Source organism: Chryseobacterium sp. S0630, from assembly GCF_024158915.1.
Taxonomy (GTDB): Bacteria; Bacteroidota; Bacteroidia; order Flavobacteriales; family Weeksellaceae; genus Chryseobacterium.
Window position 1 is genome coordinate 1 of the sequence record NZ_JAMZGF010000079.1, and the last position, 22,193, is coordinate 22,193.

Sequence of the window (22,193 nt, forward strand, 5' to 3'; positions counted from 1 at the left end):
AAAAAAACAAATCAAAATATATAAAAATTATTTACTTTTTAACAAGAAAAACCGCCTCAGTTGTGAGACGGCTTCTCTTTTTTATGTTTAAATATAAATTAATTACATTTTTTATTTATCACATGATACGCATTCAGCAGCCACTTCTTCCTCATTTTGAGTTTTTGAACCGTACAGATACATATATCTTACACTGATAACCACTCCAATAAAAGTCATCCCCACTCCTACCAGTGATGGATAATTGAATGAGTAGCCGTATTCTAAGGGAATTCCACCAAGGAAAGCTCCCATTGCATTGGCAATATTAAAACCAGCCTGCATAAAAGCGGCGGCCATCATTTCACTTTTCGGGGCAGCTTTCATCATCATAATATTGATGGGTGAAGCAATAGACATGGATAAAGCCCCACACATGAATGTCAATACCAGGGCTATATTTTTATACTCTGCAAGGAAGAAAACCCCTCCAAGAGAAATCATCATCAGGAAAATCAGCAATGCACAGGTTTTTTCCGGGCCTAATTTATCTGAAACAATACCTCCAACCAGGTTTCCAACCACCATTCCTGCTCCGGCAAGAACCATTACATAAGCCATTTGACTACTTTTGATTCCTGCAACAACAGTCATTAAAGGGGTAATATAGCTCAACCAGGTGAACAATCCTCCAAACCCTATCGCTGTAATAGCCAATACCAGCCACGATTGTTTATTTTTAAGGAATTTCAGCTCTTCCATGAAATGGGTATTCTGATTGGACTCCATTGCCGGAAGCCATAGTTTTAAAAATAAGATGGCAAAAAGCCCAATCACTGCTACTATAGCAAAGTAAAATCTCCAGTGGAAGGTGTGCCCAATATAGGTGACCAGAGGGACCATTGCCAGATTGGCAACCGTGAGCCCTGTAAACATCATCGATATATAAAAAGCTTCTTTTCCTTTTCCGGCCATTCTTGAAGCTACCACTGTTCCCACACCGAAGAACGCTCCATGCGGAAGTCCGGACATAAAACGGATAACCAGCATACTGTTGTACCCGGGAGCAATAGCAGAAAGCCCATTAAATAATGTAAAAAGGATCATAAAAGCCATCAAAACTTTTTTCGGTGGAAATTTTACGGAATATCCAATCAGAATTGGAGCTCCGATAACCACTCCCATGGCATAAGCAGAAATTAAATGTCCGGCTTGAGGAATGGTGATCTGTAATGTTTTTGCAATATCCGGCAACAGTCCCATGACGGTAAATTCCGTTGTTCCTATCCCTAAACCACCGATAGCCAGTGGTATTATTCTTTTATCAATCTTCATTGTATCTAAATCTTTTTTCTGAATTAATTCTGTTCAAATTAAAGGACTCGCTGAGTATCTTTATTTTGAAAGTGCAAAAATCGAAAGAAAGTTTGAATTTCACACCTCTTTGAATGATAAAAATTTGCTCCATATTAACCTTTTTGTTTAATTTTAATTTCAGAAACAATCAAATAAGAACAAAATGAAGATCCAGAAAGAAATTATTGAGTTTGAAAAAGGGAAATCGTTTAAGCTATTTGCTCCTTCTCTGAAAAATTGTTTTTTCTGGCATTATCATCCGGAAATTGAACTGGTATATGTAGAAGCGGTGAATGGAATCCGTCATGTTGGGAAGAATATTTCCGGTTTTACAGACAGTGATCTTTTGCTGATTGGTTCCAATGTTCCCCATCTTAATTTTGATTATGGGATTCAGACCGAATGCAAGCAGCTTGTATTGCAAATGCGGGAAAGTTTCCTTCAGGATATCATCCTTCCTGTTCCTGAATTTGAAAATATTAAAATCCTTTTAGAACGTTCCTATCTCGGACTCTCATTCTCCGGAGAAACCAAAAATACTGTTGTTGAAAAACTACAGATTATTAAAGATAAAAACTCTTTTGAATCTTTGGTTGGATTAATTGAAATACTACAAATCCTGGCCGATTCTACTGAAGTAAAAGAACTTAATAAAGATGATACCAGAATCAAATGGTTTTTGAATGATAAAATCAGAATGGGAACTATTTATGATTATATCCACGAAAATTACGACAGGAAACCCAATGTAAATGAGGTAGCAAAAGTGGTAAGCCTTAGTACTCCTGCTTTCTGCAGATATTTTAAGAAACAGACAAATATGACGTTTACTGATTTTGTCAATAATTATAGGATTAATCAGGCTAAAATATTCCTGCTGAAAGATCAGTCTGTGACAGAAGTTTGTTTTCAGGTGGGGTTTGAAAGTCTTTCTTATTTTAATAAACTGTTCAAACAGCATACGGGAGAAACACCTTCTGAATTCAAGAAGAAACATTTCAGACCGATTGAAATTAATGGGAGGATTGGAGTGATTAAGAAGGATACGACTTGTTAAGTAGATTTTGGTGCGTGTTTTATGAACCACCCCGTCAAAAATTCTTTGAATTTTTGCCACCCCTCCAAAGGATGGGAATGATGGCAGCAGTTATTGTAAAGATTGCCACATTCATTAGCTAATCCCTAACAGCTGATCCCTGCAACCTATCACCTATAATCTGTTACCTATTCCCTGCTACCTGAAAAAAACAAAAAACCGTTCATTGCTGAACGGTTTGTATTTTTAGTGAATATGTTTTTCTGCGTGGTAAGAACTTCTTACAAGAGGAGAACTTTCAACGTGTCTGAAACCTAAACTTCTTGCAAAATCTCCGAATTCATCAAATTCTTCAGGAGTGATAAATTTCTTTACCGGAAGATGTTTTTTAGTCGGCTGCAGATATTGTCCTAGTGTAATCACATCTACATTGGCATTTCTGATATCTTCGATCGTCTGGAAAACCTCATCTTTAGTTTCACCTAAACCAAGCATTACCCCTGTTTTGGTTCTTCTTTGTCCGGCTTCTTTCAGGTATCTTAATACTTCAAGGCTTCTTTCATATTTTGCCTGAATTCTTACTTCTCTGGTCAGACGTTTTACGGTTTCCATGTTGTGAGAGATCACTTCAGGCGCTACATCTACTAATCTGTCAAGGTGTTTAGTAAGTCCCTGGAAATCCGGAATCAAAGTTTCCATTGTTGTTCCCGGAGAAATTCTTCTGACAGCATTCACTGTTTCTCCCCAAAGAATAGAACCCATATCTTTCAGATCATCACGGTCTACAGAAGTAAGAACGGCATGTTTGATCTTCATTAATTTGATGGATCTTGCTACTTTTTCAGGTTCGTCCCAGTTTACATCAAGTGGTTTTCCTGTTTTTACCCCACAGAATCCACAGCTTCTTGTACAGATATTTCCTAAAATCATGAAAGTAGCTGTACCTTCACCCCAACATTCTCCCATGTTCGGGCAGCTTCCGCTTTGGCAAATGGTATTTAATTTATATTTATCAACCAAAGTTCTCAGCTCTCTGTAATTCTTTCCGGTAGGAAGTTTTACGCGGATCCATTTTGGTTTTTGAACGGTAGTGTCTTGAACTGAATTTTCCATTTCTAAAATTGAAGTTCAAAGTTAAGGATTTTTTAATGGAAACCATCAACCGGATATATTGATGAAACTTATAATTCGAAATTTCATTTGTATATTTATCTCTTCAAAATATTCTTATGAAAAAAATATTCTTCCTTTTATTCGCAGTATGCGGAACATTTTGTCTTGCCCAAAAACAGTTTCAGCCTTCGGGTTCTACTATCATTGAAACGGTAGACGGAGATCTTGATGGGGATAAAATTCCTGAAAAAGTAATTATTTACAATACAAAGGACACCACAGATATGGGAAACATCCGTGAAATTCAGATTCTGAAAAAGGCAGGCGGAGCATGGACCATCCTTGAAAAATCCAGAAATGCTGTTATGGAAAGCAATGGCGGAGGCATGATGGGCGATCCTTACAGAGAAACGAAAATAGAAAAAGGACTTCTGATCATTTCTCAAAACGGTGGAAGCAGCTGGAAATGGGATGTTACAGACAAGTATAGATTTCAGAACGGACATTTTGAACTTATAGGAACATCCTCCACTTCAGGAAGACCTGGGGATTACTGGAAAGATATAGATTTTAATCTTTCAACAGGGCAACTGAACTATTCAAAAGAAGTAGAAAATACTGCTGAATATGGTAAGTCTTTAAAAGAAACTTATATAAAAAAAGGGCTGAAAATTAATCTGCAGAACAGAAATCAGGAAAAGCAGCAAAAAATAATTCTTCCAAAAACAAAAGAAGAGGTTTATTTTTAAATAAAAGCTATGGGATGTAAGTTTGGGCTAAAGCCCATTCTGGATTTATATTTTTAGTAAACGGGCTAAAGCCCGTTTCTATTGAATAGGATTTATTGAATTATTGAGTTTAATGATCATCAAACTCATTATTCTTCAACAGTTCGGCTAAGACTTTTTTGGCACGCATGACCCTTACTTTGGTGTTGGCAACGGAGATCCCCAGCTCTTCAGCAATTTCTTTGATGCTTTTTTCTTCAAAAAATCTCAGCTTGATAATATCCTGATAGTTGGCATCCAGCGATTCTATTGTTTTAATGATTTTCTTTTGTTCTTCTTCGGAAATCAGAAGTTCTTCGGGAGATTTTGCATATTGGTTTTTGACCTCATCAAGGTTTTCAACAGCGTCTTCGTTATCACGATTCTTCTTTCTCCAGAAATCAATAACGGTATTCTGGGCAATGGTCAATATCCAGGTTTTAAACTGAAAATGAGGATCAAACATATCCAGTTTAGACAGTACTTTTGAGAAAACATTGACGGTAATTTCATCCGCATCATTTTCATCTCTTACCTTTTTCATGACAAAAGAGAAAACATCCACCCAAAAAATATTAATGAGTTTAGTCTGGGCCTTCTGATCTTTATCTTTGGCCTTCTGGATGAGCAGGAATAGCTGTTCGTCGTTCATTAATAACAAATATAGATTATTTGGGGTGAAAAACAAAGGAGTAAAAGGGCAAAAGTCTGAACTTGTTCAATTCTTAAGGTTAACATCCAAAAGGTTTTCATGATCTGTGACTTTATTTCCCCTACATTTTTTGCTGTTTCGCTTTTACCCTTAATACTTATGAATTTACTATCTTTGCATCTTAAAATTTTAAAGTTAAAAATCAATGAATTCCTTTATAGAAGAACTTAAATGGCGTGGTCTGTTTGCCGATATGATGCCAGGAACCGATGAACAACTGAATAAAGAGGTAACTACTGCATATATTGGTTTTGATCCTACTGCCGATTCTTTACATATCGGAAGTCTTATTCAGATAAAAATTTTAGCTCACTTCCAGCTTCATGGCCATAAGCCAATTGCATTGGTGGGAGGTGCAACAGGAATGATTGGTGACCCGTCCGGAAAATCTGCTGAAAGAAATCTTTTGGATGAAGAAACTCTTTTACACTATGTAGACTGTTTAAAAAATCAGCTTTCAAAATTCTTAAATTTTGAAGGAAACGAGCCTAACAAAGCTGAGCTGGTGAACAACTACGACTGGATGAAGAATATTTCTTTCCTTGATTTTGCTAAAAATGTTGGGAAAAATATCACGGTCAACTATATGATGGCTAAAGATTCTGTGAAGAAAAGATTCTCAGGAGAATCGGGTGCAGACGGAATGAGTTTTACAGAATTTACATACCAGCTAATCCAGGGATATGATTTCCTTCACTTATACCAAAACAATAATGTAAAGCTACAGATGGGAGGTTCTGACCAGTGGGGAAATATCACTACAGGTACAGAATTGATCCGTAGAAAAGCGCAGGGTGAAGCTTTTGCATTAACAGTTCCTCTAATTACCAAAGCAGACGGCTCCAAATTCGGGAAGTCTGAAAGCGGAGAAAATTATTGGCTGGATAAAAAGAAAACTTCTCCTTACAAATTCTACCAGTTCTGGCTGAATGCTACTGATGAAGATGCTGAGAGATTCATTAAGTTCTATACTTTCTTAGGAAAAGAAGAGATTGATGCTTTAATTGAAGAGCACAAAACGGCAGCACACGAAAGAAAGTTACAGAAGAAAATTGCGGAAGAAGTAACAGTTTGGGTACATGGAAGAGAAGAGTATGAAAAAGCTCTGAAAGCTTCTGAAATTCTTTTCGGCCGTTCTACTGCTGAAGATCTTGTAAGTCTTGATGAAGAAACATTCCTTGAAGTTTTCGATGGAGTTCCTCAGAAAGAAATTGCAAAAGCTGATGTTTTAGGAGTGAATATTATTGATCTTCTTTCTGAAAAATCAGGATTCTTAAAATCTAAGAGTGAAGCTCAAAGAGAGATTAAAGGAAATTCAATCTCTGTCAACAAGCAAAAAGTAAATGATACTTTTACAGCTAATGAAACTGACCTTATTGATGGTAAGTTCTTATTATTACAAAAAGGTAAAAAAAGCTACTTTATTGTAAGAGCAAACTAGTATAAGATACATATAAAAACGGGCGCTGAGATCCATCTCAGCGCCCGTTTTATGTCCTAAAAAAATTTAATATTAAAATGTATAGCTTGTAGAAGCTGACAAATACTGTCCACTGGAAGTTCCTTCTTTCTTAAGTTCTCCGTCTACCCAGATCTGAACCTTCAACGTTGCTGAAGCATTGGGTCCGACAGCATTTACTGCAACATTAGCGCTATATGCTCCTGGTTCTGATGTCACTTCCGGGCTGGACCATGTTGTTCCACTCAAACTTGATGCTGTGGTAGGGTTACCATCAATTCCGTAAACCGCTACATCAATATTACTACCTGAAGAAGCGATTGCTTTAAAAACCAATTTATGACTTTTTCCTGCTCCATTCACATTGTCGTCGTTATCTTTACTGCATGACGCTGTAAATCCAATAAACATTGCTGCTATTGCTGCAACCAATGCTCCTCTTAACAGCTGATTCATTTTCATTTTTTTCATAATCTTTTTGTTTAAATTTTAGTTACTATATTGAATATTCTATGATTCATGATTTGATATTTGCAAAGCTATGAGCATCCCCTACGTCTATCAATCCTGAAAAACCAGTAATTTTTTCTACCTAAATTCAGGTATTTTTTATGCTAAAATTTTTAATTAAATTGAACGTTTTAAAAAACATTTTACAGAATTGATCCATAATGAAGAGATTACTTGTCCTGTTAAGTCTATTTTTGTCTTTTGCTTTACAATCCCAACAAATCATTCCGCTTAATGAGAAAGCTTATATAGATAGTTTACAAAGTATTACAAAGGATAACCATCCGGATACTTCAAAAGCAACGGCCTCTTTCCTTTTATCCAATTATTACAGGAACAGTGATTCTGCTTTGAGTAAGAAGTATCTTTCCAACGGAAAAAGACTGGCTCAAAACAATCCATTTATTTCAGCAAAATATTATTATTACGAAGGACAATATAATCTGGACAGGAATAAAAAGAAAGCTGCAGTTTCCTATCAGCAGGCTATTCGGTCTTTATCGAAATTCAAAAATGAAGAGTCCGATTTCTTTCAGGCTCTTGCCTGGTACAGCTACGGAGTTTCACAAAAGGATAAAGAGGGCTATATTCCTTTGGTCAAGATAATGCTTGAAAAAAGCATCCCACTGGTTAAAAAATATGAAAACAGCAGGAATCTGGGTTTCCTATATACTCAGCTTGCGGTTATTCTTACATATAATGCTCAGTTTAAAAAAGCTGAAGAATACAATAAAAAAGCCCTGGAAATTCTTGAAAAAAACTATCCGAATTCTGCAGAATTATTTTTTACCTATCTTAATTCTGCCAACAATTTCTGTTACCAGGCCAATGGAGATGAAGCTGAAAAGTTTTTAAATAAAGCTGAAAAACTCATCAAAGGTTATCCGGAATCTTCATCCAATGCTTTTTATTATTACAGTAAAACCCTGTTGTATATTACCCGTCAAAAAAATGAAGAAGCCCTTCCTGTGATAGAAAAAGGAATTTTCTATACCAGAAAGTACAATCAGAATCTTCTGGCTCAAATGTTTTATTTCAACAAGTATGATATTTTAAAGAAGCTTAAAAGATATAAGGAGGCTAAAACTACTTTGGAGAATGTTTTAACAGAAAAATCTCTGGCCATTGATCTTAATAACAGAAAAACCTTTTACAAACAACTCTCTTTACTCAATGAAGAATTGGGAGATACCAAAGAAGCTCTTGTATGGGAACAGAAATATTCTAAGCTAAATGATAGCCTTAATACGGAGAATGTAAAAATTGAAATCAACAAACTGGAATCTAAATTCAATACTGCCGAAAAAGAAAGAAAAATAGCAACTTTAAATGCTGAGAAGAATCAAAAAGACCTGGAAGTCAACAAGAAAAACTCTTATTTATGGGGAATGGGACTTGTTTTATTGCTGGCGTTAAGTCTTCTGATCTTTCTGTTTATTATTTTCAGAAAAAATAAAAAAATAAGTAAACAGAAACTCAATGAAATAAAGCAAAAGGAAGAACTATCATTAACCAAAGCCATTCTTGATGGGGAAGAAAGAGAAAGAGAACGTATTGCAAGGGATCTTCATGATGGTCTTGGTGGAATGCTTGCCGGCGTAAAGATCAACTTTTCTACGTGGTCTTCCAGTCATTTAAACCCTGAAAAAGATCAGGAATTTTATAAGATACTGGGTCAGCTGGACAGCTCTGTAAGTGAGCTTAGACATGTTGCCAGAAATTTAATGCCTGAATCATTGCTTAATTTTGGTTTGGAAACTGCTCTACTCGACCTGTGTGAATTTTACACCAGAAAAAATCTTGAAATTGATTTTCAGGCTATTGATATTGACAAAAAATTACCTTTAAATATCCAGCTTAATATCTACAGAATTGTGCAGGAGTTATTGGCCAATGCTGTAAAACATGCCGAAGCCAGCAGTATTCTTCTTCAATGCTCCCAATCCGGCGAAAATTTTCTGATCACGATTGAAGATAACGGAAAAGGATTTGATAAACATATAGAAAACACCACTAAAAGTCTGGGACTTCGTAATCTGAAAAACAGGGTCAACTACCTGAAAGGAAAAATGGAAATCAATTCTGATGATCAAGGAACAGCCATTAATATAGAACTCAACATCCATGGAGAATGAGAAAATAAATATCGTCATTGTAGACGACCACCCTATTGTCATTGAGGGACTGAGAATGATGCTGAAAAGCCAGCCTTTCTTTCATGTAGCAGGAAGCTTTGCATCCGGTGCAGAAACACTGAGTTTTATCCGGTCTGAAATGGTAGATATTGTTCTTCTGGATATTACGCTCCCAGATTCCAACGGAACAGAACTCTGCAGAGAAATCAAAAAAATATCGCCAAGCACCTCTGTAATAATGTTCAGTAACCGTTCAGAACGAAGCATTATTATGCAGTCTATACAAAACGGAGCAAGCGGTTATCTTCTCAAAAACACCTCTATTGATGATCTTGTGATAAGTATCAGAGGGGCACTTTCGGGAGATATTGTTTTCTGCAATGAAACCAAACAGATTATCAGTCTTCCGTCTCAGAATAATCTTCCTGTTCCCAGACTGACAAAAAGGGAAAAACAAATTCTACAGATGGTAGCACAGGGGAAAACAAGTAATGTAATTGCTGAAGAACTGTTTTTAAGTCCTCTTACCGTAGACACTCATCGCAAGAATCTGCTACAGAAATTTCAAGCAAAAAACTCAACAGAATTGATCAACCTCGCTGTACAGCAACATATGATTGAAGAATAAAAAAAACCGCTTTCAAAGCGGTTTTTTTTATATTGTTAAAGTAATTTAAGGTTCTAAGAAGCTATAATCAATAGAAGCAACCAATACCCCTTTACCTTTCTTCTTCACTGTTCTTGCTATCTCACCATCAATGTAAAGATTGATTGTCAATTCAGAATTATCATCCGGCATTGACGCGTTAGCATCAAGATTCAGCTGTGCCTGGCTGGAATTCACAAAGAATTCTCCACTTGTCCACGGTGAAGTTACAGGAGACTGCGGAGTATTGTATATGGTATTCTGAGCTGTACCTACCTGTGTTACAACACTTATAATGTTTCCTCCGGCAGTGGTCTTCACTTCGAATTGAACCACATGATCCTGAAATTCTTCATCGTCATCTTTTTTACAAGAATTAACAACGGTGATTACAGAAAATAATAAAACGAATAAAAAAGAAAGTCTAAGTAAACTTTTTGAATTGTAAAATTGCTTCATTTCTCCAAATAGATTTTTTAATGTTTCAAATATAAGTTTTTTATTAATATAAAAATAACTTTTATGAAAAATTTCCAATAAAGATTTCCAAATAATATCAAATCAATAAAAACAGAAAGCCCCGGAAAAATTCAAAAATATACTCCAAATAATTAATCATTACACATAAATCATCATGCAACAGAAGTTCATTGTATGAATAATAAAAGTTAAGATTCTGTAGGTAATTTAATTATCTTTGCTGTATGAATTTAGATTATCTAGTAAGAGAGCCGGAAAATATTACTTCCCAAACTCCTATTCTTTTTATGCTTCATGGATATGGCAGCAATGAACAGGATCTTTTCAGTTTTAGAGAAACTCTTCCCAATGACTGGATCATTGTAAGTTTCAGAGCTCCACGTGATACCCAATTTGAAGGATATTCATGGTATGATATCAATTTTAATGATCCCGAAAATTTCATCGATGTTCCACAGGCCAATGAATCTTTACATGCAGTTCTGGAAAGTATGCTAAAGATTATCAACCACTATGGACTTACGGAGAGCAAAGCTCACCTTTGTGGCTTCAGCCAGGGAGGAATATTGTGTTATGCTTTGGCTTTAAAACATCCTGAGCTTTTCAATCGTGTTGCCTGTATGAGCAGTTATCCTGAAGATAAAATTCTGGACAGTATTGTAAAAGATAAGAAAAAACTGGAAGGACTTCGTTTCTTCATTTCTCATGGTACGGATGATGCTGTGATCCCACTTGAATGGGGAAGAAAAGCAGCAGATCTTCTTTATGATCTTAGCTGTTACTTCACGTTCAGAGAATATATGAGCGGACACGGTGTCAATCAGAAGAACTATATGGATTTGATGGACTTCTTTTCAAAATAAATAAAACCTATTTTGAAATAAATTCAATAAAAAACACTACTTCATTGTAACTTATATAAACATTCCAGCTTTTGGAATGTTTTTTTATTATCATATAGATAAATTCAGTAAATTCAGTAAATGAAATTTAAATTGCTTTTACTGGGATTATTTCTAAGCATTTTTGTAAATGCTCAAAATACTTTTGAGCTGATCAATACTAAAAAAGCAGTTATTCCTTTTCAGTTTATCAACAATCTTATCTTTATTCCAATCAATGTTAATGGTGCTGAACTCACCTTTCTTCTGGATACGGGAGTTTCTGAAACCATTCTTTTTAGTCTGGAAAATAAGGAACTCACGCTAAGCAACGTTGAAAAAGTAAAATTTTCAGGTCTTGGAGGCAGTCTCAGTATTGATGGCTTGAAATCTGAGCGGAATATAGGTAAAATTGGGAATGAAATTGTCAATACCTCTATGTCTCTTTATATCATTATCGATGAGGAATTTAACATTTCGCCCCACGTAGGAATTCCTGTGAACGGAGTTATAGGATATCATTTTTTCAAAGACCACCCTATTTATATAGATTATAATTCTAAAAAAATAACCGTGTATGAAAATGAAGATGGTCTGCAAAAGAAAATCAAAAGGTTTGAAGAGTTCCCTATCACCATTGAGAAAGATAAGCCCTATCTTTATGGTGGCATAGAAATGACAAATGAAAAAAAGGACTCAAAATTGTTGATTGATCTTGGAAACAGTGATGCCATCTGGCTCTTTCCTACTCTTATTAAGAACTTTGTTTATAACAGACCTAATATTGACGATTTCCTTGGCCGTGGTTTCAACGGAGATATCTATGGAAAAAGAAGCCGTATTCATAATTTCTATCTTGGAAAATTTAAGTTTGAAAAACCACTTACTGCAATGCCGGATGAATTCTCCATACAACATGTTAATATGGTAGAAAACAGAAAAGGCTCAATAGGCAGCGAAATTATGCGTAGATTTACTGTAGTCTTTGATTACCCCAATAAAAAGCTTTATTTGAAAAAAAACAGATACTTTGATGATCCTTTTCATTTTAATATGAGTGGGCTTGATTTCAAACAGGATGGACTGGAGTGGCAGGAAGATAAGGTAAAAATTGAAACCCAGAAATCGGCGATGGTAGCAACAGAGGTTTATAAAGACGCTTTTCAGTATAAATTCAGTTTAAAACCTATATTTTCTATTGCCGGTGTAAGAAAAGATTCTCCCGCTTATGAAGCTGGTCTGCAAAAGGATGACAAAATTTTAACCATTAATGGAGCTCAGACCTCAGACATGACTCTGGAAAAAATAGTAGAGCTTATGAAATCCAATGAAGGCAGAAATATTACCATGGTCATTCAAAGAAAAAATCAAAAACTTACATTAAGTTTCGCTTTGGAAGACCCCATTCCTTATCAAGAATAACAATATGAATACCGAAGAAACCACTTTAGACAGAATAAGAACCAGACCCCGATTTAAAATGTTTACTCATCTTACCAAGGAAGAGTATGCTGAAAATCTGAAAAAATATATGGAAGAGCATAAAGATGAGTTTTCGGGTAATATTAATAAAGAAGTTGCCACCATTTGGGTGAAAACAGAATATGATAATTACTGGAAACCCCGCCTTGCCTTACGGGTGGAAATGGAGGATGAACATACGGCAATACGCGGAGTATTTGGTCCGAGTTCTGCAGTGTGGACATTCTTTATGTTCCTGTATTTTTCTTTTTCTATTCTTTGGATGACCTTTTTCACAATGTATTACGTAGAAAAGCAAATAAAAAGCGCCGAATACCCTTGGGCACTGAGCGCTTCTTTTATTATGTTATTATTTATTCTTCTTACTTATATTGCTGCCAGATTCGGGCAACATAAAGGTAAAGAGGAAATGCTTAAATTGAGAAAGTTTGCTGAAGAATCTACATTACAATTTGAAAAGAAAATTAATTAGACAGAGGTTCTACAGGCTTTTCATTTTGAACAGGAGCTGCTGCTTTTGCTGCTTTGATCGAATCGGACACTTTTTCTCTGTTGCTTTGTTCTTTTAGCATTTTCGGAACATCTGGTTCTAAAAGTTTCGTCAATTCTTCAACGGAAATATTGTTGGCATTAGGATCATCCAAAAGATTTCTCCATGGTTTTCTTCCTCCCCATTTATAATCTCCGAATACCATTACTGCTGTACCTCTGGCTTTAGTAGTAGCTCCACCGGGATTCAAAATCCAGGTATCTGCATAGGAATACAGCCATTGGGCATCTTTTCTCAGCAATCGTAAACATGAGTGCGAAGCAGGATATCCGGGAAGCGTATATTCATGCCATCCGATTCCTCCTATATTGTGGATATTAAAATTGTAAGGAAGTTTCCATTCGCTGCTCACGGTGGAAATAGCCAGTTTCTTTTTCCAGTTGGCAAAAGTAAGCCCTCTTGTGGTCTGGGCTGCTTTTTTACCCATACTTGTTGGGCCCCATTTTATAAGACTTCCATTAGAGTATACAGCAAAGGCCTGTATGGGATATGAGAAAATGACAAACTTTTTCACTCCGCTTAATACATCCAGTTGCATTGGAAACGGTGAATAGGCCATCAGTGTGGTATCTATTTTCGCAGGAACTACCAAGGTGTCGGCATTCCATTTACTTTTAGAATCCAATCTGTTTAAAGCTAAAATAGCTGTTCTTTCTTCTACACTATATTTCTTGCTGAATTCTGCGTAAATAGAATCACGCATTTTTTTATCTTTTGGAAGAACAAAGGCATTATAAAAGCCATTCTCCTGCATAACAGGTGGAACAGATTCTTTTTTAACGACAGGAACAGAATCTTTCTTTACAGAATCCTTTTCTACCTCCGGAACTTCCGAAGAAGAAACAGTATCTTTAAAGGTATCACTTATTTTTTCTATTTCCTTTTTACAGGAAACCAGAAAAAAAGCACATAAACAGATATAAAAAAAGGATTTTTTCACAGATATGTTTTTCATAAATAAATCGGCCATTTAGTTTGGCTACCCAGTACAAATATCAGACCTAAATTTGAATCCTAAAAGACATTCTTAAAAATACCGTAAAAAAACGGAGGCTTTATCACTGTAAATGAGGAGTTATAGTTTACAATTTCAAAAAAAACATAGATTTTAAAGGTATTCTCAGATATTAAAAAAAAGCATTATTCATCCGTATTTTCTTTTGTAGAAATCCATTCTAAAGTCCCGTTTTTACCAAAGCGGTAAACATCCTGATGCCATCTTGCTCCCCCTCTGCATCCTGTTGTTAAAAGCTTTTTATCTTTTTCTACTGTGACATCACATAAACATGAACAGCTTGAGTGGGAAAAATCCGGTTCTTTAAGCTTTTCAAAACGTTTGCTTTGTAGATTATACAGATAAATCTCAAACATTCTGTAAACACCCATTCCGTCATCGGGAACAGAAAATGCAATATCATCATAACCGTCAAAATTATAGTCTTCAATAATACTCTGTCTTGCAAAAGAAGGTTTATCGGGAGACTGAAGTTCTATGGCTGTCTTTTTTCCATCGGGATAAGTAATGATGAAATGATTATTATAAAAATGGTTAAAGGTAAGGAGAGCATCATTCAGAAGATATGTATTGCTTCCGTCATATTTTTTTTCGTCCTCAATCATTTCCATCTTAAACTTTCTGTTGTCTTTTGCTCTGGTATAAGTGATGTTCGAAGCAGTATGATGCATCATTTCGAACGTATATATTCCGGTGACATTCCCATCAATTATTTCATTCCAGACGTAATAATTAATATCCGGCTGTCCGTCACTTCTTCCACTGTCATCTACTTTAAAACTTTTAATATGTAAAGGAATAATTTCTTTCTTCCCTGAATATTGTACAAAAGCTCCTTTTCCCTGAGTTCCGTAATAAAGTGTCAACCTAAACTCTTTTGCTTCTCCTACTGATTTTAGAATGAATGGCTGTGCAGAGATCACCACAGAAAAAATTATAAAACAGAATAAAAACAGTTTTTTCATAAGGTTTAGATTAGATAAAAAGGTTGAGTACAAATCTTACAATCCATAAAAAAACAATAAGCAACAGTATTGAAAACTGAACTTTATTTACGTTTTTATTCCCGAATTTCCATACGAGAATACGATCTATAATAATCACCAGCAATAAAGGAACTAAACTAAACAGGAGATACATTCCGAATAAGGCATCAGGTGCGGATGGCCCATTCATCATAACGATGGCTGCAATCAATCCGGCAATCATAGCTATGATACCTGTAATAAAAAAGAGGGTCCAGTTTTGAAATTGTTTTTTCATGAATATACGATCAGTGGTTGGTTATGTTGAAACGGATATTGAATCTGTAATAATACAATATCCAAAAAGCCAGCCACGGCAGATTCATAATCAAAAAAACGATCGTTTCTTCACCGTCAATCTTTCCATCAGTGATCGTGAAAAAGGAAAAAACAGAAGCTGTAAAAGGCAGCAGAAACCAACATAAAGCTGTTTGTATTTTACCATGAAATTTTTGTAAGAGAGAAAGGAAGCTGCTTAAAGATAATATGCTCAGAAATGATATCCAGAAAATGGTAAACCCATAGACTAATCCACTCATATCACAATTCCTCGGCCTATCTCCTACTTCTTTTGTAAGACTTAAAAACAAGATTAAAAGCACAAAAGAAAGCAGTGTGGAGATTAGCCACGTTTTAAGTATTGAGAATAAAATAAATTTTCCTTTTGACATCTCAGCTTATGCTTATTCGCTAAAATAACAATAACCATTCAAAATACAGAACTGAAAAATCACTGAAAAACCTGTCAGTACATTACTTCTTATAAGAATCGGCTATTATTTCCCACCTGTTTATCAATAAGGGAAAATAAAAAAGTCTTCTATTTCTAGAAGACTTTTTGCGATCCGGACGGGACTCGAACCCGCGACCTCCGCCGTGACAGGGCGGCATTCTAACCAGCTGAACTACCGGATCAATTTTTAAGGTAGCATTTGCTTTTTAACTGGTGCAAATATATAGCTTTTTTTAACTTTTCCAAAGAAACGTATTTCTTTTCTTTCAAAGCTATTGTTAAGATACAGATTGTCAAATATAAAAATTTTAATATATAGCTGCACTTAATACCCTTTTGCCCACTTTTACTTAGAAAATTTAAGAAAGTCGATTATAAAAACACACACAAAATCAACATTCTTGTTACTTTAAATTCTAAGATGACCCTTTATCTATGATTTATAAATACAATAGATTCTTTCTTTTGATCATTTATTCTGTTTGCTCGATAACTTCAACAAATTTTTTACACAAAATGGATTTGTCATAAACTGTTTCAGCCAATTCCCTTGCATTCTGTCCCATTTCCTTTACCAATTCAGGATTGTCTTTCAGATAGAGTACTTTTTGTACAAGTTCTTCCGGACGGTTTGGGTTTACATAATATCCGCAATGGTATTTTTCGGCTATATCTTTCGTCCATCCGGCAGAGTTTACAATAATCGGTTTTCCTGCAGACAGCGAATCGAAAAGCTTGTTTGGAGAGTTGGTATACAAAATCGGGATATCCAAAAAGGAAATCATCGAAACATCCGAAAAATTGACAATCTCGGATACGTCAGTCATAGGGAATTTTCCGAGAAATTTCACATTTTTAAGGTTGTTTTTCTCTACTTCATCTACCAAATCTTTTTCAGTAGAACCTCCTCCTACAAACAAAAATTCTATATCTTCTCTATTGTTTAATAATTTGGCAGATTCAACAATTGTATGAGCCCCATTTGCCAATCCCAGAGAACCAAAGTGAACTATTTTGAAGGAATCTTTTTTTAAGTCAAGCTTTTCCATCAGTTGATCATTTTTCCCCCTAGGCCAGAATTCATCCATTTTAGCCATATTAGGAATCATGGATGTTTTTTCTTTTGGAATATATTTTACCACTCCAGCCTGCATACCGGGAGAAAGTGCAATAACACGGGAAGCATTTTTATAAATCACTTTTTCCAGCAGACGGGTCGTTTTTATTGTCCAACTGTTTTTTATGGCTCCCATCTGTATTGGCACCTCCGGCCAGAGATCCCTTACTTCAAAAACAAAAGGTTTCTTTTTAAACCACTTTAATATAAGTGCCGGAATACCTATTGTAAGAGGAGTAGATGTAGCAATTACCAAATCGATATCTTTCTGTTTCAATCCTAGCACAGATGATTTGTACATAAATTTCAAGAAAGCCTTTAACCTTCTTGAAACACTCATATTCTGGTCGTAGTCTTCCTTTATATAAACGACTTCAATACCATCAATTTCTACAACTTTAACATCCTCTGAAAATTTGGATGATGAAGTGAGCATGGTAACTTTATGCCCATTTTTAATAAGTTCTTGTGCCAGCCAGTACGATCTTGTTCCTCCTGGCTCCTGAGGAGTTACGAAATATTGGTGGATGTATAATATATTCATTATTTTTTTTCTATATATAATTTTTGATATACTTCAGCTATTCTCTTCCAGTCATGATTTTCTAACAATTGTTCCATATCAAAACTATAGTGATCTCGTTTTTGTATTAATCGTTCAAGTCCTCGTTCGATAGCAGAAACAGAAGTGTCTTCCACTTTTTCTCCAATAGAATCATCATAAAAACCGTCGATCCCTTCATTTTGCGTGTACATCACCGGTAAGCCTTGCAGAAGCGCTTCTATATAGACCAAGCCAAAGGTTTCTGCTTTGGAAGGCATTGTAAAGAAGTCACTTCGTTCGTAATAGGATTTTAGAACAGGCAGACTGTCTACTTTTCCTACAAACTCAAAGGAATGATCGTTTTCAATAGAATCCAGGATTCTTTTCTCGTCATTTCCTCCTCCTCCAATCAGTGTTAATTTTATTTTATTCTGAATTTTGTGATTATGATTCTTAACAGCACTAATGAGGTTAAAGACATTTTTGCCCTTATTGAATTTCCCTATATAAAGCATCTGAATGCTTTTTTCATTCTCAACAATTTTCCTGTTCACAACCTTTGATTCTATCCAGAAAGGGTCTACACCATTTGGAATCACCATTAGTTTTTGCTGTACATCGCTCATGATATGAGACAGGCGTGGATCTTCAAGCATTCTTTTTTTATAGACTGCAGAAATGGCTATGATCTTATTTGCATTCTGAAGTATTTTTTGTCCGTAGCCTCTTTCGTGCAGAAAATACTTCAAAAACACATTAAGATCCGTATTGCGCACGGCTAATATGTATGGAATATTATATTTTTTATGAAGTTCATAGGCCACTCCGCCATCGCTATACCATGTGTGAGCATGAATAAATTTGACAGTCTTGAGGTCTATTTTTGCTTCAATGTCTTGTACTATTTTTTTAATTTTTTTCTTATACAAAACCCGATCTGCATATTTTGATAAAATATGACTGTAGATAATCTGAGAGCGGGTAGTTTTAAAATCTATTTTATTTTTCCCTATTCTGGAAGATTCTCGGAATGGATTATATACAATCTGCTCTAGCCCGTTATTATCCAGCTCTCTCACTAAATTTTTATACACTGTAGATCCTGAGTAATCGTTTGTAATGTGGAGTATCATTATGGATAAATTGAATTAAACTGCAGCTCTAAAGAAGAGTTGTTAATTTTATTACTATAATTTGTAAGGTTTTTTTCGACTAAAGGATATAAACTTGTATCAAAATAGATAAGTTTCATCCAGCCATCCGATATTTTCCAACCTGTATTCTGCACACTTGGATCTGTAGTACCATCTACATTATCGGCAATACTGTCTCCTTTCAGAATCTTAAGTTTTAAGGTATTGCATAGGTAACTGAAATTAAAGTCAGCCCAATTGGCATTTCCCAATTCTCTTGCCTTTATTAAATATAATACGACATGATTTCCATGTGATACATCCTGTACAACCGGTTTATAATTCTTAATTTTCTGTAACGCCTTACAAAAAGTATCAGGATATGTACTGTTCCACGTGTAATACAAAACGCTACCTGCGCTCTTGTTTAAAACCAACGCTTTTTTCAGCTGCTGATCAAACTGATTTACAAATAAGGCATATGAATTTTTATCAGATTCGTCATACTTCATCAGATAGAGTGCAACAACTGCCCAGTTTGCTCCTGTATGAAGCCTTTGATGAAACAATAATGAATAATCTCCATATTGGCTAAAACTTCTGGCTTTCCATTTATCGAAGGAGTATTTTAAACCACTTTCTATCGCCGGCTGATAATTCGTATATAATTTATTCTTGGCTAGAATATCCAAAAACTCACCGATGTATCTGAAAAAATATCCCTCTGAAATTAAATGTTCCTGTCCGTTCACTGCTGCATTCTGATTTCCTTTTGCTACATTCATCACCCAGCCATTTTTTTGGTATGAGGTATTTGAATTGGTATCAATCAGGATTGGTTTTATGACAGAAATATTAGTATCAATATATTTTTTATCTTTTGTTTTAAGATACATATTGTTATTTGCATTGATAAAATATCCTAATGCCATGAAATCGTAAGTATTTTTACTCTTTGATGACATTTCCATTTTCTGCAAACCATAACTTTTGGATGCCTGCATATCTGCATTATATCTGCTTACTCTGTTTTGCTGAGCAAAAGAAAAGCTAAATAATAATAACGCACTAAGCTTTATAAAATCACTTAAATATTTCATAATTATTAATATTATAATTTTGAATCAGATTCTGTAACTGCTTATCATTACCTCCATCTGCCACGTTTTCCTGGCTTAGCTTAAAGAGGGAATTTTTATTTTCAATGGGAATTAAATTTGAAAAATAATTGGATTTCACGGTCTTTGTCTTATTCAACTGAGCCATCGTATTCAGCCAGACATCGTCTGCCATAAAACATAAGCTGACAAAAGCATCTTTGTTTAAAACTTCTTCACTAAAAAAATTAGTCTTATACAAAGTTCCTCCCCCACTTGTGTGAAATAGATCAAATGCCGGTCCAAAATTTCCAAAAACTTTTTTCCAGTTGGAATATTTACTTATTGTATTATCATCATTTCTTACGATTTTATGGGCTCTATGACAACAAATTGCATCAGGAAATTTTGCATGTAAATCCATTAAGTCTTTAATGATATTCGATGGATAAAAAATATCATCATCTATCGTTATGATAACGTCGTTTTGATATTCCTTAAAGGCATAGTAATACTTTTTATGAGACCTTAGATCTTCATCTACAAATCTTATTTCCAATTGTTTCTTTTTATGATAACCCATCAGATTATCCGGTATATCTTTCAACTCATTCGGAAATTGATCTTTTGCCAGATACAATACAATTTTGTTTGGCAGCAGACTTTGTCGTAACATACACTCTACAACCATCCATAATTTGGATATCCTTCCTGGAAATGTTGTAAGTGACACGATAATATTTTCCGACAATTTTTCGGGTAGTACTACTTCTTTTATAGTATTTTTAAGATATATCGGGAAGACAAAATTTGAAAACTTTCTTATAGAAAATCTTGCTAAAGACTGAGCTCTAGAAATTTTTCTTAACGATGAATATTTTCTATCTATATAATCAATTAACATTTTTAGCCGTTGTTTTATAAAATGATGATATACAATAAAGACTTGCCAGCCAAATCCACATGTACGGATTATTTAAATAAACACTATTAATTGTAAATGCTAATGGCATTACCAGTAATGATCCTAATAAAATATAGTTCGGAATTTCACGCTTTTTAAAAACCCTTTTTGGATTAAAAATTTTAAATAACAATAAAAGAAATGTAAAGAAGACAACAATCCCATATTGAGAGAGTAATTCTATAAATAAATTATGGGGTACCAGGATAGGATTATTTGTCATTTTACTAGCTGTATCAGAAAAGTTTCCAGCTCCTACACCCAAAAATTTTGAGTCCACAAACATGTCGATACCGATGTTAATCATTTCCTTTCTAGAATTGTCTTCCAGTCCTTTTTGTTCTATTCTTGTCTTTAAATAAGAAAATGATGCATTATTCATTACATATATATACCCTGCAACAGATGCTATTATTGAAATGAATGTGTACATAATGGTTTTGCTGATTGACTTGCTGGAATAAAAAATAATATATATAATAGTAGATATTAATAAGCACAGCATAGTACCACGACTTGCATTGGTTAATACAACCCAAACAATAGCTAAAATAAAAAGGATATAAACTATTTTAAATAATTTGCTTGAAATAAATTTAAGTTTAGCTAAAATAAAAGGAAATGAAATCGCCAAAAGGTGATTATACAAATTATAATTTCCAAAAGTAATAGCTGCATATTTTCTAAGAGTTCCCACACCTCCTAATACCGTATCATCTCCAAACTTTGAATTAGAAAAGTGTAAATTGAAATTAATTTCTATAATTGCAATTGGAATACTTAGTAATACAAATATAACCCAGCCATTTATCAGTTTATTTAGACTTATATACTTGCTAAAATTTACTATTTCAACGAAAATGATAAAATTTATCAGCGCATATGCAAACTCTTTTAATGATTGGTCATTATTAAATGTTAAAAATAACATTGACAATACACAATACATAATAAAAGAAAAGAAAAACAATAAATACTCTTTCCCTTTAATAAGCTTTTTATTTAAATCCTGTATCAGTAATGGTAAAAATAAAATAGCAAGAAGTCTCGGTGCCTGTAGCATACCACCGTATAAACCAAATATTTGTGAAATGATTAATATTGGGGTTATATTTTTCTTTAAGTAATTCATCTATTAATCAAATTATCCAACCTTATCAGAAGGAAAATAAAAGTCCAATTCTTATAAATAAAAATCGATTGGGAAGGAAATAGCTTTCTTTTAATATATTTCACAATAAAAGAATCATACTGCCTTGTAAAAACAAAAAAGTTTTTGGTACTAATAGTATTTAAGAGATCCATAATTTCATCTTTTTTCATATTACTCTTATGTAAAAAAATGAATAGCAAACTAAAATAATAGTGATGTCTATTTATTAGACACTATCCCGTAAAGTGTGTAAGTTAAAAAGTCAGGGCTTAGATTTTATAATCTGAGCCTTTTCTCAAAAATAAG

General features: G+C 34.4%; 22 protein-coding genes and 1 tRNA gene. 9 read left to right on the forward strand and 14 right to left on the reverse strand.

Features of this window, described 5'->3' with window-relative positions:
* Positions 1-111: 111 nt before the first annotated feature.
* Positions 112-1,314: an MFS transporter gene (locus NK356_RS22185; protein WP_081906367.1), complete on the reverse strand. Its 1,203-nt coding sequence runs from the start codon at positions 1,312-1,314 to the stop codon at positions 112-114.
* A gap of 184 nt (positions 1,315-1,498) precedes the next feature.
* Between NK356_RS22185 and NK356_RS22190 the strand changes: the two genes are divergently transcribed.
* Positions 1,499-2,392: an AraC family transcriptional regulator gene (locus NK356_RS22190; RefSeq protein ID WP_034692099.1), complete on the forward strand. Its 894-nt coding sequence runs from the start codon at positions 1,499-1,501 to the stop codon at positions 2,390-2,392.
* 225 nt (positions 2,393-2,617) lie between these two features.
* Here NK356_RS22190 and lipA read toward each other — a convergent pair whose 3' ends face one another.
* Positions 2,618-3,484: a lipoyl synthase gene (gene lipA / locus NK356_RS22195; protein WP_034692098.1), complete on the reverse strand. Its 867-nt coding sequence runs from the start codon at positions 3,482-3,484 to the stop codon at positions 2,618-2,620.
* A 116-nt stretch (positions 3,485-3,600) separates the two neighbouring features.
* Here lipA and NK356_RS22200 point away from each other — a divergent pair, with 116 nt between their 5' ends.
* Positions 3,601-4,233 (forward strand): hypothetical protein, encoded by a 633-nt coding sequence (locus NK356_RS22200; protein ID WP_253318082.1) that lies wholly within the window; start codon positions 3,601-3,603, stop codon positions 4,231-4,233.
* A 109-nt stretch (positions 4,234-4,342) separates the two neighbouring features.
* Here the strand turns inward: NK356_RS22200 and NK356_RS22205 are convergent, their stop codons facing one another.
* Complete coding sequence (locus tag NK356_RS22205; RefSeq protein ID WP_034692096.1) at positions 4,343-4,903, reverse strand: RNA polymerase sigma factor; 561 nt, start codon at positions 4,901-4,903, stop codon at positions 4,343-4,345.
* Positions 4,904-5,108: 205 nt separating this feature from the next.
* Between NK356_RS22205 and tyrS the strand changes: the two genes are divergently transcribed.
* Positions 5,109-6,404: a tyrosine--tRNA ligase gene (gene tyrS / locus NK356_RS22210; protein ID WP_253318083.1), complete on the forward strand. Its 1,296-nt coding sequence runs from the start codon at positions 5,109-5,111 to the stop codon at positions 6,402-6,404.
* Between the two features lie 72 nt (positions 6,405-6,476).
* Here tyrS and NK356_RS22215 read toward each other — a convergent pair whose 3' ends face one another.
* Complete coding sequence (locus NK356_RS22215) at positions 6,477-6,893, reverse strand: hypothetical protein (RefSeq protein ID WP_253318084.1); 417 nt, start codon at positions 6,891-6,893, stop codon at positions 6,477-6,479.
* A gap of 200 nt (positions 6,894-7,093) precedes the next feature.
* On the opposite strand from NK356_RS22215, the gene NK356_RS22220 reads away from it, so the two are divergent.
* Both NK356_RS22220 and NK356_RS22225 read left to right on the forward strand, forming a co-directional pair.
* Entirely contained in the window at positions 7,094-9,067 is a 1,974-nt protein-coding gene (locus tag NK356_RS22220) for a sensor histidine kinase (RefSeq protein ID WP_253318085.1), read from the forward strand.
* Entirely contained in the window at positions 9,057-9,695 is a 639-nt protein-coding gene (locus NK356_RS22225; RefSeq protein WP_034692092.1) for a response regulator transcription factor, read from the forward strand. Before NK356_RS22220 ends, NK356_RS22225 begins: the two co-directional genes overlap by 11 nt.
* Positions 9,696-9,740: 45 nt before the next feature.
* Here the strand turns inward: NK356_RS22225 and NK356_RS22230 are convergent, their stop codons facing one another.
* Positions 9,741-10,172 (reverse strand): hypothetical protein, encoded by a 432-nt coding sequence (locus tag NK356_RS22230; RefSeq protein ID WP_228432265.1) that lies wholly within the window; start codon positions 10,170-10,172, stop codon positions 9,741-9,743.
* 245 nt (positions 10,173-10,417) lie between these two features.
* On the opposite strand from NK356_RS22230, the gene NK356_RS22235 reads away from it, so the two are divergent.
* The 3 genes from NK356_RS22235 to NK356_RS22245 all read left to right on the forward strand — a co-directional run bounded on the left by NK356_RS22235 (position 10,418) and on the right by NK356_RS22245 (position 13,028).
* The gene (locus NK356_RS22235; RefSeq protein ID WP_253318086.1) at positions 10,418-11,056 is read left to right on the forward strand and encodes an alpha/beta hydrolase; all 639 of its coding nucleotides are present in this window, start codon (positions 10,418-10,420) and stop codon (positions 11,054-11,056) included.
* Between the two features lie 120 nt (positions 11,057-11,176).
* The gene (locus NK356_RS22240; protein WP_034692089.1) at positions 11,177-12,496 is read left to right on the forward strand and encodes a PDZ domain-containing protein; all 1,320 of its coding nucleotides are present in this window, start codon (positions 11,177-11,179) and stop codon (positions 12,494-12,496) included.
* A gap of 4 nt (positions 12,497-12,500) precedes the next feature.
* Complete coding sequence (locus tag NK356_RS22245) at positions 12,501-13,028, forward strand: hypothetical protein (protein WP_034692088.1); 528 nt, start codon at positions 12,501-12,503, stop codon at positions 13,026-13,028.
* Here NK356_RS22245 and NK356_RS22250 read toward each other — a convergent pair.
* From NK356_RS22250 to NK356_RS22260, 3 genes are all read right to left on the reverse strand, one after another.
* Positions 13,021-14,061 (reverse strand): L,D-transpeptidase, encoded by a 1,041-nt coding sequence (locus tag NK356_RS22250; protein ID WP_051934209.1) that lies wholly within the window; start codon positions 14,059-14,061, stop codon positions 13,021-13,023. The two genes, NK356_RS22245 and NK356_RS22250, sit on opposite strands and share 8 nt — an antisense overlap.
* Before the next feature lie 185 nt (positions 14,062-14,246).
* On the reverse strand, positions 14,247-15,086 hold the full coding sequence (locus tag NK356_RS22255; protein WP_051934188.1) for a hypothetical protein: 840 nt from the start codon (positions 15,084-15,086) through the stop codon (positions 14,247-14,249).
* 10 nt (positions 15,087-15,096) lie between these two features.
* Positions 15,097-15,384 carry a hypothetical protein gene (locus NK356_RS22260; protein WP_034692087.1) on the reverse strand — a complete coding sequence of 96 codons (288 nt, stop codon included), beginning with the start codon at positions 15,382-15,384 and terminating at the stop codon, positions 15,097-15,099.
* Here NK356_RS22260 and NK356_RS22265 point away from each other — a divergent pair.
* The gene (locus NK356_RS22265; RefSeq protein WP_156106363.1) at positions 15,383-15,571 is read left to right on the forward strand and encodes a hypothetical protein; all 189 of its coding nucleotides are present in this window, start codon (positions 15,383-15,385) and stop codon (positions 15,569-15,571) included. The genes NK356_RS22260 and NK356_RS22265 overlap by 2 nt on opposite strands.
* A 416-nt stretch (positions 15,572-15,987) precedes the next feature.
* Here the strand turns inward: NK356_RS22265 and NK356_RS22270 are convergent.
* From NK356_RS22270 to NK356_RS22295, 6 genes are all read right to left on the reverse strand, one after another.
* Positions 15,988-16,061, reverse strand: a tRNA-Asp gene (locus NK356_RS22270).
* A gap of 291 nt (positions 16,062-16,352) precedes the next feature.
* Complete coding sequence (locus NK356_RS22275; RefSeq protein WP_034692085.1) at positions 16,353-17,540, reverse strand: glycosyltransferase family 4 protein; 1,188 nt, start codon at positions 17,538-17,540, stop codon at positions 16,353-16,355.
* Positions 17,540-18,673 (reverse strand): glycosyltransferase, encoded by a 1,134-nt coding sequence (locus tag NK356_RS22280; RefSeq protein ID WP_253318087.1) that lies wholly within the window; start codon positions 18,671-18,673, stop codon positions 17,540-17,542. The genes NK356_RS22275 and NK356_RS22280 overlap by 1 nt, the downstream gene beginning before the upstream one ends.
* Positions 18,673-19,773: a hypothetical protein gene (locus NK356_RS22285; RefSeq protein ID WP_034692083.1), complete on the reverse strand. Its 1,101-nt coding sequence runs from the start codon at positions 19,771-19,773 to the stop codon at positions 18,673-18,675. The genes NK356_RS22280 and NK356_RS22285 overlap by 1 nt, the downstream gene beginning before the upstream one ends.
* Complete coding sequence (locus NK356_RS22290) at positions 19,757-20,674, reverse strand: glycosyltransferase (RefSeq protein ID WP_253318088.1); 918 nt, start codon at positions 20,672-20,674, stop codon at positions 19,757-19,759. The genes NK356_RS22285 and NK356_RS22290 overlap by 17 nt, the downstream gene beginning before the upstream one ends.
* Entirely contained in the window at positions 20,664-21,866 is a 1,203-nt protein-coding gene (locus NK356_RS22295) for an O-antigen ligase (RefSeq protein WP_034692081.1), read from the reverse strand. The genes NK356_RS22290 and NK356_RS22295 overlap by 11 nt, the downstream gene beginning before the upstream one ends.
* Between the last annotated feature and the right edge of the window lie 327 nt (positions 21,867-22,193).

What these genes read in the sequence shown, in the direction of transcription:
- NK356_RS22185 (WP_081906367.1), bottom strand. Translation starts at nt 1,314, where the DNA reads ATGAAGATTGATAAAAGAATAATACCACTGGCTATCGGTGGTTTAGGG.
- NK356_RS22190 (WP_034692099.1), top strand. Translation starts at nt 1,499, where the DNA reads ATGAAGATCCAGAAAGAAATTATTGAGTTTGAAAAAGGGAAATCGTTT.
- lipA (WP_034692098.1), bottom strand. Translation starts at nt 3,484, where the DNA reads ATGGAAAATTCAGTTCAAGACACTACCGTTCAAAAACCAAAATGGATC.
- NK356_RS22200 (WP_253318082.1), top strand. Translation starts at nt 3,601, where the DNA reads ATGAAAAAAATATTCTTCCTTTTATTCGCAGTATGCGGAACATTTTGT.
- NK356_RS22205 (WP_034692096.1), bottom strand. Translation starts at nt 4,903, where the DNA reads ATGAACGACGAACAGCTATTCCTGCTCATCCAGAAGGCCAAAGATAAA.
- tyrS (WP_253318083.1), top strand. Translation starts at nt 5,109, where the DNA reads ATGAATTCCTTTATAGAAGAACTTAAATGGCGTGGTCTGTTTGCCGAT.
- NK356_RS22215 (WP_253318084.1), bottom strand. Translation starts at nt 6,893, where the DNA reads ATGAAAAAAATGAAAATGAATCAGCTGTTAAGAGGAGCATTGGTTGCA.
- NK356_RS22220 (WP_253318085.1), top strand. Translation starts at nt 7,094, where the DNA reads ATGAAGAGATTACTTGTCCTGTTAAGTCTATTTTTGTCTTTTGCTTTA.
- NK356_RS22225 (WP_034692092.1), top strand. Translation starts at nt 9,057, where the DNA reads ATGGAGAATGAGAAAATAAATATCGTCATTGTAGACGACCACCCTATT.
- NK356_RS22230 (WP_228432265.1), bottom strand. Translation starts at nt 10,172, where the DNA reads ATGAAGCAATTTTACAATTCAAAAAGTTTACTTAGACTTTCTTTTTTA.
- NK356_RS22235 (WP_253318086.1), top strand. Translation starts at nt 10,418, where the DNA reads ATGAATTTAGATTATCTAGTAAGAGAGCCGGAAAATATTACTTCCCAA.
- NK356_RS22240 (WP_034692089.1), top strand. Translation starts at nt 11,177, where the DNA reads ATGAAATTTAAATTGCTTTTACTGGGATTATTTCTAAGCATTTTTGTA.
- NK356_RS22245 (WP_034692088.1), top strand. Translation starts at nt 12,501, where the DNA reads ATGAATACCGAAGAAACCACTTTAGACAGAATAAGAACCAGACCCCGA.
- NK356_RS22250 (WP_051934209.1), bottom strand. Translation starts at nt 14,061, where the DNA reads ATGAAAAACATATCTGTGAAAAAATCCTTTTTTTATATCTGTTTATGT.
- NK356_RS22255 (WP_051934188.1), bottom strand. Translation starts at nt 15,086, where the DNA reads ATGAAAAAACTGTTTTTATTCTGTTTTATAATTTTTTCTGTGGTGATC.
- NK356_RS22265 (WP_156106363.1), top strand. Translation starts at nt 15,383, where the DNA reads ATGAATATACGATCAGTGGTTGGTTATGTTGAAACGGATATTGAATCT.
- NK356_RS22260 (WP_034692087.1), bottom strand. Translation starts at nt 15,384, where the DNA reads ATGAAAAAACAATTTCAAAACTGGACCCTCTTTTTTATTACAGGTATC.
- NK356_RS22275 (WP_034692085.1), bottom strand. Translation starts at nt 17,540, where the DNA reads ATGAATATATTATACATCCACCAATATTTCGTAACTCCTCAGGAGCCA.
- NK356_RS22280 (WP_253318087.1), bottom strand. Translation starts at nt 18,673, where the DNA reads ATGATACTCCACATTACAAACGATTACTCAGGATCTACAGTGTATAAA.
- NK356_RS22285 (WP_034692083.1), bottom strand. Translation starts at nt 19,773, where the DNA reads ATGAAATATTTAAGTGATTTTATAAAGCTTAGTGCGTTATTATTATTT.
- NK356_RS22290 (WP_253318088.1), bottom strand. Translation starts at nt 20,674, where the DNA reads ATGTTAATTGATTATATAGATAGAAAATATTCATCGTTAAGAAAAATT.
- NK356_RS22295 (WP_034692081.1), bottom strand. Translation starts at nt 21,866, where the DNA reads ATGAATTACTTAAAGAAAAATATAACCCCAATATTAATCATTTCACAA.